The sequence below is a fragment of the Variovorax sp. H27-G14 genome, assembly GCF_046156345.1.
In the GTDB taxonomy this organism is placed as follows: Bacteria; Pseudomonadota; Gammaproteobacteria; order Burkholderiales; family Burkholderiaceae_C; genus Variovorax.
Genome location: NZ_JAYLVN010000027.1, coordinates 26,299 through 41,169 on the forward strand (window position 1 = coordinate 26,299; position 14,871 = coordinate 41,169).

At 65.0% G+C, this 14,871-nt stretch carries 15 protein-coding genes and 1 tRNA gene; 13 read left to right on the plus strand and 3 right to left on the minus strand.

Features of this window, described 5'->3' with window-relative positions; translation table 11 throughout:
• Positions 1-167: 167 nt before the first annotated feature.
• Complete coding sequence (locus VLK31_RS33240; RefSeq protein ID WP_409172756.1) at positions 168-1,430, minus strand: nitrate- and nitrite sensing domain-containing protein; 1,263 nt, start codon at positions 1,428-1,430, stop codon at positions 168-170.
• Between the two features lie 129 nt (positions 1,431-1,559).
• Here VLK31_RS33240 and tsaD point away from each other — a divergent pair, with 129 nt between their 5' ends.
• Entirely contained in the window at positions 1,560-2,618 is a 1,059-nt protein-coding gene (gene tsaD / locus VLK31_RS33245; protein WP_409172757.1) for a tRNA (adenosine(37)-N6)-threonylcarbamoyltransferase complex transferase subunit TsaD, read from the plus strand.
• Here tsaD and VLK31_RS33250 read toward each other — a convergent pair.
• Together VLK31_RS33250 and VLK31_RS33255 are read right to left on the minus strand one after the other, a co-directional pair.
• On the minus strand, positions 2,557-3,333 hold the full coding sequence (locus VLK31_RS33250; protein WP_409172758.1) for an alpha/beta hydrolase-fold protein: 777 nt from the start codon (positions 3,331-3,333) through the stop codon (positions 2,557-2,559). The two genes, tsaD and VLK31_RS33250, sit on opposite strands and share 62 nt — an antisense overlap.
• 188 nt (positions 3,334-3,521) lie before the next feature.
• The gene (locus VLK31_RS33255) at positions 3,522-3,893 is read right to left on the minus strand and encodes an Hsp20/alpha crystallin family protein (RefSeq protein WP_409172759.1); all 372 of its coding nucleotides are present in this window, start codon (positions 3,891-3,893) and stop codon (positions 3,522-3,524) included.
• 124 nt (positions 3,894-4,017) lie between these two features.
• On the opposite strand from VLK31_RS33255, the gene VLK31_RS33260 reads away from it, so the two are divergent.
• From VLK31_RS33260 to VLK31_RS33315, 12 genes are all read left to right on the plus strand, one after another.
• A complete protein-coding gene (locus VLK31_RS33260; RefSeq protein ID WP_409172760.1) occupies positions 4,018-5,319 on the plus strand; it encodes a branched-chain amino acid ABC transporter substrate-binding protein in 1,302 nt (433 codons plus the stop codon).
• A 24-nt stretch (positions 5,320-5,343) separates the two neighbouring features.
• A complete protein-coding gene (locus tag VLK31_RS33265; RefSeq protein WP_409172761.1) occupies positions 5,344-6,516 on the plus strand; it encodes a pyridoxal phosphate-dependent aminotransferase in 1,173 nt (390 codons plus the stop codon).
• A gap of 245 nt (positions 6,517-6,761) precedes the next feature.
• Positions 6,762-7,028, plus strand: coding sequence for a 30S ribosomal protein S15 (rpsO, locus tag VLK31_RS33270; RefSeq protein WP_093128570.1), 267 nt, complete (start codon positions 6,762-6,764; stop codon positions 7,026-7,028).
• A gap of 205 nt (positions 7,029-7,233) precedes the next feature.
• Positions 7,234-9,552 (plus strand): polyribonucleotide nucleotidyltransferase, encoded by a 2,319-nt coding sequence (gene pnp / locus VLK31_RS33275; protein ID WP_409172762.1) that lies wholly within the window; start codon positions 7,234-7,236, stop codon positions 9,550-9,552.
• Between the two features lie 89 nt (positions 9,553-9,641).
• Positions 9,642-10,640 (plus strand): NAD(P)H-quinone oxidoreductase, encoded by a 999-nt coding sequence (locus VLK31_RS33280; RefSeq protein ID WP_409172763.1) that lies wholly within the window; start codon positions 9,642-9,644, stop codon positions 10,638-10,640.
• 10 nt (positions 10,641-10,650) lie between these two features.
• Positions 10,651-11,415, plus strand: coding sequence for a triose-phosphate isomerase (gene tpiA / locus VLK31_RS33285; RefSeq protein ID WP_409172764.1), 765 nt, complete (start codon positions 10,651-10,653; stop codon positions 11,413-11,415).
• A gap of 36 nt (positions 11,416-11,451) precedes the next feature.
• Entirely contained in the window at positions 11,452-11,862 is a 411-nt protein-coding gene (gene secG, locus VLK31_RS33290; RefSeq protein WP_409172765.1) for a preprotein translocase subunit SecG, read from the plus strand.
• A gap of 120 nt (positions 11,863-11,982) precedes the next feature.
• Positions 11,983-12,067 (plus strand) — tRNA-Leu (locus tag VLK31_RS33295).
• Between the two features lie 67 nt (positions 12,068-12,134).
• Positions 12,135-12,494, plus strand: coding sequence for an NADH-quinone oxidoreductase subunit A (locus tag VLK31_RS33300; protein ID WP_409172766.1), 360 nt, complete (start codon positions 12,135-12,137; stop codon positions 12,492-12,494).
• A gap of 15 nt (positions 12,495-12,509) precedes the next feature.
• Complete coding sequence (locus VLK31_RS33305; RefSeq protein WP_409172767.1) at positions 12,510-12,989, plus strand: NuoB/complex I 20 kDa subunit family protein; 480 nt, start codon at positions 12,510-12,512, stop codon at positions 12,987-12,989.
• A 13-nt stretch (positions 12,990-13,002) separates the two neighbouring features.
• A complete protein-coding gene (locus VLK31_RS33310) occupies positions 13,003-13,614 on the plus strand; it encodes an NADH-quinone oxidoreductase subunit C (protein WP_409172768.1) in 612 nt (203 codons plus the stop codon).
• 1 nt (position 13,615) lies between these two features.
• The gene (locus VLK31_RS33315; protein ID WP_409172769.1) at positions 13,616-14,869 is read left to right on the plus strand and encodes an NADH-quinone oxidoreductase subunit D; all 1,254 of its coding nucleotides are present in this window, start codon (positions 13,616-13,618) and stop codon (positions 14,867-14,869) included.
• Positions 14,870-14,871: the final 2 nt, after the last annotated feature.

Consider the following 14,871-nt stretch of genomic DNA (forward strand, 5'->3'; position numbering starts at 1 on the left):
CTTGCAAACGGTGTGCCAGCTTTGTCGGGTGCTTGAGTGCTACCAAAAACGGAGCGTGGTGCGACCCGGCGATGCGGGCAAGCGGCCCGAATGGCATGCCAACCGCCGCGGGCACGCTTGTTGTGCACCGCACCAAGTCGAGCCGCCCGGCGCCTCGGCGTGCGGCATCAACGCGTTGGGGTGCGCTCCGGCATGGGCAGGTAGTCGGCCATGGCAAGCATCGACTCGGCCACGTCGACCAGTCGCCGGTTCTGGTTCATGGCGGTCTGGCGCAGCATCTTGTGCGCCTCTTCCTCGCTGAGGCGGCGGTGCGCCATCAACAGGCCCTTGGCGCGCTCGACGATCTTGCGTTCGTTGAGCGAAGCGCGCACGGTCTCCAGCTCGTCGCTCATGGCCTGCAGCCGGTGTGACTGCTCGTGAACCATGTCGAGCACCGAGCGCTCCAGGTGCCGCCCGAACTGCGCGGGCGCGGCGGCCTGGGCGTCGGCGTCGTCGAAGAACAGTGCGCCGACCTGCGGCACCAGTGTGTCGAGCAGCCGCTGGTAGTCCTGCAGTTCGCTGCGCGCCTGCGCGGTCTTGCGTTCGCACAGCGCGCGCAGGTCGGCGGCCAGGCGGTCCTCCACTGTTTTCATGGCGTCGATGCGCCGGGTGCAGCAGTCGAACCAGGCCTGGCTCAGCGCGGCATCGGTCGGGCCGGAGGTGGCGCCGCGCCGGCGCATGCGCTCGAGCTCGGCCAGCAAGGCGTCGGGCTGGCTGTCGCGCCAGAGGGCGAGCACGGCGTCGCCCGAGAACTCGGTGAAGACCTGGAAGCAGCGCTCCTGCGATTCGATGAGGTGCAGCCAGTGCAGGCGCTGCGCGTCATCGCTGCTGCCCAGCGCCAGCGCCGCGGCGCCAAAGGCACGTTCCTGGCCGGCGAATTCCTTGCCCTGCATGAAGTTGAACATGGCCACCAGCAGGCGCGAAATTTCAGGGTCGTTGGCGCCGTCGGCCGCCTCGAACACCACCGACAGCAGCCCCGAAACCAGCTTGGCGAAGGCGGCCACGGCTTGGGCGGGCTTCAGCGCGAGCGCGTCGACCCGCTTGCGCAGGGCGGGGAGGGCGTCCAGCCCCGGCAGCACGAACGCGATGCGGCTGAACAGGCGCGCGCCGTTGCCCGCGCCCGCGCCGCCGTGGCTGTCGGTTTCGAGCTGGTCGAACCCCGCGCGCACCGCCTGCTCGAGCGCCAGGCACTCGGCGATCTGCGGGCCGCGTTGCTCGGCGAAGCGGCTGCCGCGCGTGGCAAGAAAGATGTTCGACATGCCGCGCTCTCGCTGCAGCGCGTGCACCAGGCGGCCGATCACGCCCACCAGTTCGCTGGTGCGCGCAAGCTGGTCGAGCTCGTCGATTTCGCAGCGGCGGGCGGCAATGAGGAAGTTCAGTCCGGATGTCATGGTGGGGCGCAAGGGTGTGCCCCAGTGTGCCTGCAACATCCGTGCCCCACCGCGGTGCCGGGCCAGGCCAGGTCACGCTGCTTGCCCCTTGGCGGGCGGGTGCGGCGGGCGCCACCTACACTCGGCGGCATGCTCTTGTTGGGAATCGAATCATCCTGCGATGAAACCGGCGTGGCGCTGGTCGAGTCGTTCGGCGACGCGCTGCCGCTGCTGCGTTCGCACGCGCTGCACAGCCAGATCGCCATGCACCAGGCCTACGGCGGCGTGGTGCCCGAACTGGCCAGCCGCGACCACATCCGCCGCGTGCTGCCGCTCACCGAGGCCGTCATGGCCGAGGCCGGCCGCTCGCTGGCCGAGATCGACGTGGTGGCCTACACGCGCGGCCCCGGCCTGGCCGGTGCGCTGCTGGTGGGGGCCGGCGTGGCCTGCGCTCTGGGCGTGGCACTGGGCAAGCCGGTGCTGGGCGTGCATCACCTCGAAGGGCACCTGCTGTCGCCGTTCCTGAGTGCCGACCCGCCGGAGTTTCCGTTCGTGGCGCTGCTGGTGTCGGGCGGCCATACGCAGCTGATGCGTGTCGACGGCGTGGGGCGCTACGCGCTGCTCGGCGAAACCATCGACGACGCGGCCGGCGAGGCCTTCGACAAGAGCGCCAAGCTCATGGGCCTGCCGTACCCCGGCGGCCCGTGGCTTGCCAAGCTGGCCGAAGAGGGCAATGCCACCGCCTTCAAGCTGCCGCGCCCATTGCTGCACAGCGGCGACCTCGACTTTTCCTTTGCCGGCCTGAAGACGGCCGTGCTCACGCAGGCCAAGAAGCTCGGCGACCAGCTCGAAGCGAACAAGGCCGACCTGGCCGCGTCCACGCAGGCGGCCATCGTCGAGGTGCTGCTGAAGAAGTCGCTTGCCGCGCTCTCGCAGACCGGGCTGCAGCGCCTGGTGGTGGCGGGCGGGGTGGGGGCCAACAAGAACCTGCGCGAGCAGCTGAATGCCGCCTGCGCCAAGCGCAATGTGCGGGTGCACTACCCCGAGCTGCACCTGTGCACCGACAACGGCGCCATGATTGCCATGGCCGCGGCCATGCGACTGCAGTCGGGTCTGTCGCAGGCCAGCGAGCGCTATGCCTTCGACGTCAAGCCGCGATGGCCCATGGCGTCGCTGTCGGCCGAAGGGGCACTACCAGAGACTGCGTGACCGGTTGGGGTTGGGGTTGCGGCTGGGGTTGACGCGCGCGGCCGAGCGACGGCAGCGGCAGCACGTCGAGCATGTTGCGCCACAGCTGGCGCCATTGCGGCCAGTCGTGGCCGCCTTCGGTGGTGAACACCTGGCCCGAGGGCAGGGCGTCGGCCAGCAGCTTGTGGTTGTTGACGAAGCGGTCTTCCAGGCCAAAACCCAGGTACAGCGGCGGCAGGTTCTTCACGGGCTGGTCCTTCAGGTACTGCTGGAAGAAGGGCCATAGCTTGCGGTCGGGTTCTTCGTCGGGCTGCGGGCCGGTAGGTGCCTGCCACGTGCGAAGGCCGCCGGCTTTCTTGATCTCCGCGCCGAGCACGCGGCGCCCCAGATAGGGCGCCAGCGCCACGATGCCGTCCACCGAACCGGGCCTGGCCAGTTCATGAATCAGCGCGCCGAAGCCGCCAATCGAAATACCCACGAGCCAGATCGACTTGTAGCCCTTGGCGCGTTGGGGCTCGATGACGTCGGTGTGCAGGCGGTCGCTCAGTGTCTGCTCGTAGTAGTACGACACGTCGGCGTCGACCAGCAGCGAATCGGCCGCCAGGTGACGCTCCCGCACCGCGCTGATGAATCCCTCTCGCTCGAACTCGTCGGGCTTGAGGTACGCGCCTGGCAGAAAGATCAGGAGCGTGTCGGACTGTTCGTTGGGGTTCGCGGGTTGCAGGTGTGTGTTCATGGTGCCGTGAGAGGGCACCCGACACGCACCGTCATGGACTCGATGCGTTCACGAGACGCCCACGAAGAAGAAAGTACTAAGAAAACGTCACATGATGTGACGTTATGCGGCCCTATTGTGAATAGGGAGCATGTTCAAAGTCAAAAAGTACCTTTACTGACACTTTCTTCTTGTGGGCTTAAGCCGAACTAGTTGATTTGCAACGGTGCGGCCTGGCTCACCGGAACGCGCTTGGCGAGCTTGAGCGTGAGCACGCCGTTCTCGAGCTTGGCATCGCTCGCGGTCACGTCGATGTCGAGCGGCAGCTCGTACGCGGCCTTGAACTGGCGCTTGGCTTCGGCCTTGCTGTCGATGCGCACCACTGCGCCTTCGATGCTGATGGCGAGGTCTTCACGCGCGAAGCCCGGCACGTCGAGCGACAGGGTCCAGCTGGTGTCGTCCTGCTCCACGAGTGGCGAACGGCGGGTGCCGGCGAAGGCTTCGCTGGCGAAGCGTTCGAAGGCCTGGTCATAGGCGCGGGGAGCGAAGCGGGCGGTGCGAACGTTGGGGGCGAAAAACATGATGAAGAACTCCTGAATCAACACAATGGGGACAAGGAATGTGTGTCCCTTACACTGCGCGGCCGTTCAATCGTGAGTGCCGCTTGACACCTCATCTAGGCGCTCAGGCAACCGTTTCAAGACAATGAGTTCTTCCTTTATTTGGCGCCGCGAGGCCTTGAAATTCGTGGCGCTGGCGCTATGCGCGAAGCCCTTCTCCGCGCTCGCGCAGGCTACCCCTTCGGTCCCGCCCGCCCCCATTCGTCTGGCCCTCATCGAGAGCATGAGCGGGCCGTTCGCCAACACCGGAGAGGCGGTGTTTCGCAACCTGCTGTGGGCGGTGGAGCGCGTGAACGCGCGCGGCGGCGTGAAGCTGCCGGGTGTTGCCGGTGGCGCCAGAGCGCTGCAGCTCGACCGCTACGACAGCAAGGGGCAGAACGAAGAGGCGCTCTCCGCGTTGCGCGCCGCCATGGACGACGGCGCGCGCATCGTGCTGCAGGGCAACTCGTCTGCCACCGCTTCAGCGCTGGTCGATGCGATCGACAAGAACAACGAGCGCGATCCGTCGCGCCGCGTGATCTTTCTGAACTACGCCGCGGTCGATCCGGCGCTCACCAACGAGCGCTGCAGCTTCTGGCACTTTCGCTTCGACGCGCATGCCGACATGCGCGTGGCCGCGCTCATGGCCGCGGTGAAGGACGACGCCGCGCTCAAGCGCGTGTACCTCATCGGGCAGAACTACAGCTTTGGCCAGGCCGTGCTGCGCGAGTCGCGCCGCCAGCTTGGCGTGCAGCGGCCCGACGTGGAGATCGTGGGCGACGAACTGCACCCGATGGGCAAGGTGAAGGACTTCGCGCCTTACGCCACCAAGATCATTGCGAGCGGCGCGCAGGCCGTGGTCACGGGCAACTGGGGCAACGACCTCACGCTGCTGGTAAAGGCAGCGCGCGAGGCCGGTTTCAACGGCACCTTCTATACCTTCTACGGCAATGCACTGGGCGCGCCGGCGGCCATCGGCAACGCGGGCATCGGCCGCGTGATTGCGGTGGCCGACTGGCTGCCGAACGTGCAGACGGCGCAGTCGGAGGCGTTCTACCGCGCCTTTCGCACGCGCTTTCCCAAGCCGGCCGACGACTATGTGCACATGCGGCTGCAGCTGATGATCGAGTCGCTGGTGCAGGCCGCTGAGCGGGCAGGCAGCGTCGATGCGGTGCCGCTGGCTCGTGCACTGGAGCAGGCCGACGTGAGCCTGTACGGCCAGCGCGGCCGCATGCGCGCCGCCGACCACCAGTTCCAGCAGCAGCTGGTGGTGGGCGTCATGGACCGGCAGGGCAGGCCGGGCGTGCAGTTCGACGTCGAAGGCTCAGGCTACGGATTTCGCGTGGTGAAGACCATTGCCGCCGAGCGCGCCGAGCTGCCGACCTCGTGCAAGATGAAGAGATATTGAAGACCCCCAACAGGACCCACAGACATGCGTGAAGCCATCCACAACCTCGAAGCCTCCAAGATCCGCGAAGTCGCCAATGCCGGCATGGGCCGTGACGACGTGCTGGCCTTCTGGTTCGGCGAAAGCGACGAAGTGACGCCCGAGGTGATCCGCCAGTCGGCCATCGAATCGCTGCAGCGCGGCGAGACCTTCTACGCGCACAACCTCGGCCTGCCCGAGCTGCGCGAAGCCATTGCGCGCTACACCAGCGCGCTGCATCCGGCGGTGGAGGCCTCGCGCATTGCCGTCACGTCGGGCGGTGTGAGCGCGCTGATGCTGGCCATTCAGGCGCTGGTCGACGCGGGCGACGAGGTGGTCGCGGTGACGCCGGTGTGGCCCAACCTCACGGCGCAGCCCGCGATCATGGGCGCGCAGGTGCGCACGCTGTCGCTGGTGCCGGTGAACGGGCAGTGGACGCTCGACCTGGGCGCGCTGCGCGCGGCGGTCACGTCGAAGACGAAGCTGCTGATCGTCAACGCGCCCAACAACCCCACGGGCTGGACCATGACGCGCGACGAGCAGCAGGCCGTGCTCGAGCACTGCCGCCAGACCGGCACCTGGATCCTGGCCGACGAGGTGTACGAGCGCCTCTACTTCGAGCCGACACCCAACGCCTGCGCGCCGAGCTTCCTGGACATTGCCAACCCCGACGACCGCCTGGTGGTGACGCACAGCTTTTCGAAGAGTTTTCTCATGACCGGCTGGCGCCTGGGCTGGCTGGTGCTGCCGCCGTCGATGGTGGAGGGCATCGGCAAGCTGATCGAGTTCAACACCTCGTGCGCCAGCGTGTTCACGCAGCGCGCGGCCATTACCGCCATTGCGCACACGAGCGACATCACGCCGCGCGTGGTGGCGCACCTGAAGCTGTGCCGCGACACGCTGGTGCCGCTGCTGGCCGCGCTGCCTGGTGTGCAGGTGGCGCCGGCCAAGGGCGGCATGTACGCCTTCTTCCGGCTCGAGGGCTTCGACGATTCCTTCGAGGTGGCCAAGCGACTGGTGGTAGAGGCCGGCCTGGGCCTGGCGCCAGGCAATGCCTTCGCGCCCGAGGCGCAAGGCTGGCTGCGTTGGTGCTTCGCCTCGAAGGATCCGCAGCGGCTGGTGAAGGGCGTGGAGCGCCTGCGAAACTGGCTGGCGGAACAGCCGCAGCGCAAAGCCTGAACACAGCCGCGCATGCGAGGCCCGACGAAGTCGCGGCCCCTTCGTGAAACACCGAGGAACCGGCTTTGCCGGGCCTCAGGTGTTGCCCCCGGTAGGGGGTAGGAGGAGCGACACGAAGTGCGCGAAGCCTGGGGGCGAGCCTTGTCCAGGCTATAATCCCGAGGCTTTGCATGCCGCAAGGCGCACGGTGAGGGCAGTTCCAGCGCTCATCGCAAGTCAAACATCCCGGAACAAGGAAATTTCAAATGATCGCAGCCTCCATCAAGGCCGAAGTCGTCAAGGACAACGCCCGCGCCGCCAACGACACCGGTAGCCCGGAAGTGCAAGTTGCACTGCTGACCGCTCGTATCAACGAGCTCACCCCCCACTTCAAGACCCACGCCAAGGACCACCACGGTCGTCGCGGTCTGCTGCGCATGGTGAGCCGCCGCCGCAAGCTGCTGGACTACCTCAAGTCCAAGAACGCTGAACGTTACACCGCGCTGATTGCCAAGCTGGGTCTGCGCAAGTAATTCGAATCGCATGAAAAAACGCCTGGGTTAGTCCGCTAGCTCAGGCGTTTTTTACTTCGCGATCCACTTTTCGGAGTGCCCAAACAGAGCGAAGCTGTGTCATTCCAATGAAGTTCGGTCGAACTTCGCTGGAATGGCATCGTGTTCTGAGAAGCCTCCGGCCCCTGCAGATCCTGTGTGGTCTGCTATCAAAACAGGAGCTAACATGAGCCTCTTCAACAAAGTCACCAAGTCGTTCCAATGGGGCGACAAGACCGTCGTCATGGAAACGGGCGAAGTCGCCCGCCAAGCCAATGGCGCTGTGCTGGTCGACATCGACGGCACCGTGATCCTGGCGACCGTGGTCGCCTCCAAGTCGGCCAAGCCCGGGCAAGATTTCTTCCCGCTGACCGTCGACTACATCGAGAAGACGTACGCCGCCGGCAAGATCCCCGGCAGCTTCTTCAAGCGCGAAGCCAAGCCCAGCGAACACGAAACGCTGACCAGCCGCCTGATCGACCGCCCGATCCGCCCGCTGTTCCCCGAAGGCTTCCTGAACGAAGTGCACGTGGTCATTCACACCGTGTCGCTCAACCCTGAAGTCGACGCCGACATCGCCGCCATGATCGGCGTGAGCGCCGCTCTGTCGATCTCCGGCATTCCGTTCAGCGGCCCGATCGGTGCTGCCCGCGTGGGCTACATCAATGGCCAGTACGTGCTGAATCCGGGTCAGACGGCCCGCAAGGATTCGCAGATGGACCTCGTCGTGGCCGGCACGCAAGCCGCCGTGCTGATGGTCGAGTCCGAAGCCAAGCAACTGAGCGAAGAAATCATGCTCGGCGGCGTGGTGTTCGGCCACGAACAAGCTGCCATCGCCATCAACGCGATCCATGAACTGGTGCGCGACGCCGGCAAGCCGGTGTGGGACTGGAAGGCTCCTGCCGAAGACGAGGCCTTCGTTGCCAAGGTCAAGGGCCTGGCCGAAGAAAAGCTGCGCGCTGTCTACCAAATTCGCAGCAAGCAAGCCCGCACGCAAGCCCTGCGCGAAGCCAATGCCAGCGTGATGGCCTCGCTGAAGGAAAGCGGCGAGCCTTTCGATTCGGGCAAGGTCAACGACCTGCTGTTCTCGATCGAATCGAAGATCGTGCGCAGCCAGATCCTGTCGGGCGAGCCGCGCATCGACGGTCGCGACACGCGCACCGTGCGCCCCATCGAAATCCGCAACTCGGTGCTGCCCCGCACCCACGGTTCGGCCCTGTTCACCCGCGGTGAAACGCAGGCGCTGGTCATCACCACGCTGGGCACCGAACGCGACGCACAGCGCATCGACGCGCTGGCCGGCGAGTACGAAGACCGCTTCCTGTTCCACTACAACATGCCTCCCTTTGCCACCGGCGAAGTGGGCCGCATGGGCTCGACCAAGCGCCGCGAAATCGGCCACGGCCGTCTGGCCAAGCGCGCGCTCGTCGCCGTGCTGCCGACCAAGGAAGAGTTCCCGTACACCGTGCGCGTGGTGTCGGAAATCACCGAGTCCAACGGCTCCTCGTCGATGGCTTCGGTCTGCGGCGGCTGCCTGTCGATGATGGACGCCGGCGTGCCCATGAAGGCGCACGTGGCCGGCATCGCCATGGGCCTGATCAAGGAAGACAACCGCTTCGCGGTGCTGACCGACATCCTGGGCGATGAAGATCATCTGGGCGACATGGACTTCAAGGTTGCCGGTACCACCAACGGCATCACCGCGCTGCAGATGGACATCAAGATCCAGGGCATCACCAAGGAAATCATGCAGGTCGCACTGGCGCAAGCCAAGGAAGCGCGCATGCACATCCTGGGCAAGATGCAGGAAGCCATGGGCGAGGCCAAGGCCGAAGTGTCGACCTTCGCTCCGCGCCTGACCACGCTGAAGATCAACCCCGAGAAGATCCGCGACGTGATCGGCAAGGGCGGCTCGGTCATTCGTGGCCTGCAGGAAGAAACCGGCACGACGATCAACATCGACGAAGACGGCACCATCACCATTGCCTCGACCGATCCGGAAAAGGCGGAGCTGGCCAAGCGCCGCATTGAGCAGATCACGGCGGAAGTCGAAATTGGCAAGGTCTACGAAGGCCCGGTCACCAAGATCCTGGACTTCGGCGCGCTCATCAACCTGCTGCCCGGCAAGGACGGCCTGTTGCACATCAGCCAGATCGCGCACGAACGCGTCGAGAAGGTGACCGACTATCTGAGCGAAGGCCAGATCGTGAAGGTCAAGGTTCTGGAAACCGACGAAAAGGGCCGCGTCAAGCTGTCCATGAAGGCCCTGACCGAACGTCCGGCCGGCATGGAATACAGCGAGCGTCCGCAGCGTGAAGACCGTGGCAACGACCGCGGCGACCGTGGCCGTGAGCGTTCGGACCGTGGCGACCGCGGCGGCGATCGTGGTGGTGACCGTGGCGAGCGCGCACCGCGCTTCAACGACCAGCAGCAACAGCCGCGCAACGAGCAGCCGCAGGCCCCGGCCGGCGAGCAGCAACAGGCCCCGCGCGAGCCTCAGGAGTAAGAAGGGCGCAACGGCGGCCATGCGCCGCTGTTGCTATCTTTTGAACAGCAAGCTTCGCCCCATCTGCGGGCGTTGGAGGCCGAAAGACCATGAAAGCCATTGAAATCACTTCGTACGGCGCCCCCGAGGTGCTGCGCGTCGCGCAGCGTCCCGATCCGGTGGCCGGCACGGGCGAGCTGCTGATCCGCGTTGCGGCCAGTGGCGTCAACCGTCCGGACGTGCTGCAGCGCATGGGCCACTACCCGGTGCCGCCGGGTGCGTCCGACCTGCCGGGCCTCGAGGTGGCCGGCCAGATCGTGTCGGGCGATGCCGCGGCCTTGGCCGAAGCGGGCTTCAAGATCGGCGATCGCGTCTGCGCGCTGGTGGCGGGTGGCGGCTATGCCGAGCTGTGCGTGGCGCCCGTGGCGCAATGCCTGCCGGTGCCCAAGGGTTGGAGCGATGTCGACGCGGCGTCGCTGCCCGAGACCTTCTTCACCGTCTGGAGCAACGTGTTCGAGCGCGGCCGCCTGCAAAAGGGCGAGACGCTGCTCATTCAGGGCGGCTCCAGCGGCATTGGCGTCACGGCGATCCAGATCGCCAAGGCGCTCGGTGCCACCGTGATCGTCACGGCCGGCAGCGACGACAAGTGCGAAGCCTGCAAGAAGCTCGGCGCCGACCATGCCATCAACTACCGCACCAGCGATTTCGTCGAACAGGCGAAGGCGCTGACGGGCGGCAAGGGCGTGGACGTGGTGCTCGACATGGTGGCCGGCGACTACGTGGCGCGCGAGATCGAATGCCTGGCCGAAGACGGCCGGTTGGTGATCATTGCGGTGCAGGGCGGCGTGAAGAGCGAGATCAATGCAGGCCTCGTGCTGCGCAAGCGTCTCACTGTCACCGGCTCGACGCTGCGTCCCAGGCCGGTGGCGTTCAAGGGCGCCATTGCCAAGGCGCTGCGCGAGAAGGTGTGGCCGCTGCTCGAGAGCGGCGCCATCAAGCCCGTGGTTCACAGCACCTTTGCGGCGGCAGGTGAGCCCAGCGGCGCGGCCCAGGCCCACACGCTCATGGAATCGAACCAGCACATCGGCAAGATCGTGCTGACATGGTGACGACAACGCGATGACAACGAACAAGAAACTGATCGCCGGCAACTGGAAGATGAATGGCGGCCTGGCTGCCAACGAGGCGCTGGTGAAGGCCTTGCAGCAAGGCCTGGCCGACAGTCCGGCGGCGTGCGATGTGGCGCTGTGCGCGCCAGCACCGTACTTCGCGCAACTGCAGTCGCTGCTGGCGGGTTCGCCTGCACTGGCGTTGGGTGCGCAAGATATTTCGGCGCATCCGCAGGGTGCGTTCACGGGCGAGCAGTCGGCTGCGATGCTGAAGGAGTTTGGCGTTCGCTATGCGATCGTCGGCCACTCCGAGCGTCGCCAGTACCACGGCGAAACCGATGAATCGGTGGCGGCCAAGACGGCGGCCGCGCTGGCCAACGGCATCACGCCGATCGTCTGCGTGGGTGAAACGTTGGCGCAGCGCGAAGCAGGGCAGACCGAAGAGGTCGTCAAGCGTCAACTGGCTGCGGTCATTCATGTGAACGGTCATTGCATCAGCGAGATTGTGGTGGCGTACGAACCCGTCTGGGCCATCGGCACGGGCAAGACCGCCACGCCGGCGCAGGCGCAGGCGGTGCATGCCGTGCTGCGTGCGCAACTGCACCATGCGGCGAGCGAGCATGCCGCGGGCATCAAGCTGCTTTATGGCGGCAGCATGAACGCGGCAAATGCCGCGGAGTTGCTGTCGCAGGCCGACATCGACGGCGGCCTCATCGGTGGCGCGTCCCTCAAGGCCGCCGACTTTCTGCAGATCATTTCCGCCGCTGCGCGCTGAGCGCGCAACGGCTGTATCACTTAGGAGTAAGAACGAATGAACGTGGTCCTCAACCTTCTCGTCGGCGTGCAGATGCTGTCCGCCCTCGTGATGATCGGCCTGATCCTGATCCAGCACGGCAAGGGTGCCGACATGGGCGCGGCCTTTGGCAGCGGCAGTGCCGGCAGCCTGTTCGGTGCGAGCGGAAGTGCAAACTTTCTCTCACGCACCACGGCAGTGCTGGCCGCCGTCTTCTTCGTGTGCACGTTGATGCTGGCTTACTTCAGCCATGCACGGCCCACGGGCGGCGGCAGCCTGCTCGAGCGCGCGGCCATTGGCGCGCCTGCGGCACCGGCCACGCCGGCCTCTGGCGCAGCGAACGAAATCCCTGGTGCAGGCGCTCCCAGTGCACCTGCGTCGGCGCCTGCAGCCCCCGTTTCGGGTGCTGGTCAGATTCCGGCGAAGTAATCATCTCGTTTTCATGAGTGCCCTGTGAAAAATAGCTTCATTTCAGGGTAAACTCGTAATCTGTTCGGAAAGCCAAATGCCTGTTCTCAGGTACCTCATGCCATCTGAACAGTAAAAACCGCGGTCGTGGTGAAATTGGTAGACACGCTATCTTGAGGGGGTAGTGGCGAAAGCTGTGCGAGTTCGAGTCTCGCCGACCGCACCAAATCTCATCGGCAGAAAACCCCATCCAGGGGTTCTTCTTGCCGGTGGCAAGCGGTGAAACACTCTCGATGAATCTCGACTCCTACCTCCCGGTCCTTTTGTTCATTTTGGTCGGAGTCGGCGTAGGCGTCGCACCTCAGGTCATCGGATACATTCTCGGCCCCAACAAGCCCGACGCCGCAAAGAACGCTCCCTACGAGTGTGGCTTTGAAGCCTTCGAGGACGCGCGCATGAAGTTCGACGTGCGCTACTACCTCGTCGCAATTCTCTTCATCCTGTTCGATCTGGAAATTGCCTTTCTCTTTCCGTGGGCCATTGCGCTCAAGGAGATCGGCATTGTCGGCTTCTGGGCCATGATGATCTTTCTCGCCATCCTCGTCGTGGGCTTTGCCTACGAGTGGAAAAAAGGCGCGCTCGACTGGGAATGACAAAGAAAGCACACGATGGCTATTGAAGGCGTTCTCAAAGAAGGTTTCGTCACCACCACTTACGACTCGATCGTGAACTGGGCGAAGACCGGATCCCTCTGGCCGATGACATTCGGCCTCGCATGCTGTGCGGTGGAAATGATGCACGCGGGCGCTGCCCGCTACGACATCGACCGTTTCGGCATGTTGTTCCGTCCCAGCCCGCGCCAGTCCGATCTGATGATCGTGGCCGGCACGCTGTGCAACAAGATGGCGCCGGCGCTGCGCAAGGTCTATGACCAGATGCCGGAGCCGCGCTGGGTGCTCTCGATGGGCTCGTGCGCGAACGGCGGTGGCTACTACCACTACAGCTATTCGGTCGTGCGCGGTTGTGACCGCATCGTGCCCGTCGACGTCTATGTGCCGGGTTGCCCGCCCACCGCCGAAGCGCTGCTTTACGGCGTGATCCAGCTGCAGCAGAAGATTCGCCGCACCAACACCATTGCCCGCGCCTGAGAGATTGCCGACGATGACTGACTTTGCAATTTCGCCGGAGGTGCTGCGCGCCACCATCACCGAGACGCTGGGGGCCAAGGCCAAGAGCGTGACGCTCGCATTGGGCGAGGTGACTGTCGTGGTGGGTGCGGCCGACTACCTCGAAGTCGCCACGCTGCTGCGCGACGCGCCCGGCTGCCGCTTCGAGCAGCTGGTCGACCTGTGCGGCATGGACTACTCCGACTACCGTGAAGGCGAGTGGCAGGGTGAGCGCTTCTGCGTGGTCTCGCACCTTCTTTCCGTGACCCTCAACCAGCGCGTGCGCCTGAAGGTGTTCGCGCCCAGCGAAGATCTGCCCGTGGTCGACTCGCTGCAGCCGGTGTGGAGTGCGTGCACCTGGTTCGAGCGCGAAGCCTTCGACCTGTACGGCATCGTGTTCGACGGTCATGACGACCTGCGCCGCATCCTGACCGACTACGGCTTCATCGGCCATCCGTTTCGCAAGGACTTCCCGGTGTCGGGACACGTCGAGATGCGTTACGACGAAGAACAAAAGCGCGTGGTCTACCAGCCGGTATCGATCGAGCCGCGCGAAATCACCCCGCGCGTGATCCGCGAAGACAACTACGGCGGCGGTTTGCACTGATATGGCCGAAATCAAGAACTACACCCTCAACTTCGGTCCTCAGCATCCTGCGGCACACGGCGTGCTGCGCCTGGTGCTCGAGCTGGACGGCGAAGTGATCCAGCGCGCCGACCCCCACATCGGCCTGTTGCACCGCGCCACCGAGAAGCTCGCGGAATCGCGCACCTTCATTCAATCGCTTCCGTACATGGACCGCCTCGACTACGTGTCGATGATGTCCAACGAGCACGCCTACTGCCTGGCCATCGAACGAATGATGGGCCTGGACGTGCCCATTCGTGCCCAGTACATCCGCGTGATGTTCGCCGAGATCACCCGCCTGCTGAACCACCTGCTGTGGCTTGGTGCGCACGGGCTCGACTGCGGTGCGATGAACATGCTCATCTACTGCTTCCGCGAGCGTGAAGACCTGTTCGACATGTACGAGGCCGTGTCCGGCGCGCGCATGCATGCGGCGTACTTCCGTCCGGGCGGCGTGTACCGCGACCTGCCTGACGCAATGCCGCAGTACAAGGTCAGCAAGATCAAGAATGCCAAGGCCATCGAGCGCCTGAACGAAGATCGCCAGGGTTCGCTGCTCGACTTCATCGACGCTTTCTGCAAGCGCTTTCCGAAGATGGTCGACGAGTACGAAGTTTTGCTCACCGACAACCGCATCTGGAAGCAGCGCACCGTGGGCATCGGCGTGGTCACGCCGGAGCGCGCGCTGAACCTCGGTTTCAGCGGCCCCATGCTGCGTGGCTCGGGCATCGAATGGGACCTGCGCAAGAAGCAGCCCTACGACGTCTACGACCAGATGCAGTTCGACGTGCCTGTCGGCAAGACCGGCGACTGCTACGACCGTTACCTGGTTCGCGTGGAAGAAATGCGCCAGGCCAACAAGATCATCCAGCAGTGCTCGGCCTGGCTGCGTGTGAACCCCGGCCCGGTGATCACCAGCAACCACAAGGTCGCTGCACCTGCGCGCGAATCGATGAAGGCGAACATGGAGGAGCTGATCCACCATTTCAAGCTCTTCACCGAAGGCTTCCATGTGCCCGAAGGCGAGGCTTACGCAGCCGTCGAGCACCCGAAGGGCGAGTTCGGCATCTATCTGGTGAGCGATGGCGCCAACAAGCCGTACCGCCTGAAGATCCGTGCCCCTGGTTTCCCGCACCTTGCCGCCCTCGACGAAATGTCGCGCGGACACATGATCGCCGACGCTGTCGCGGTGATCGGCACGATGGACATCGTGTTCGGCGAAATCGACAGGTGAGA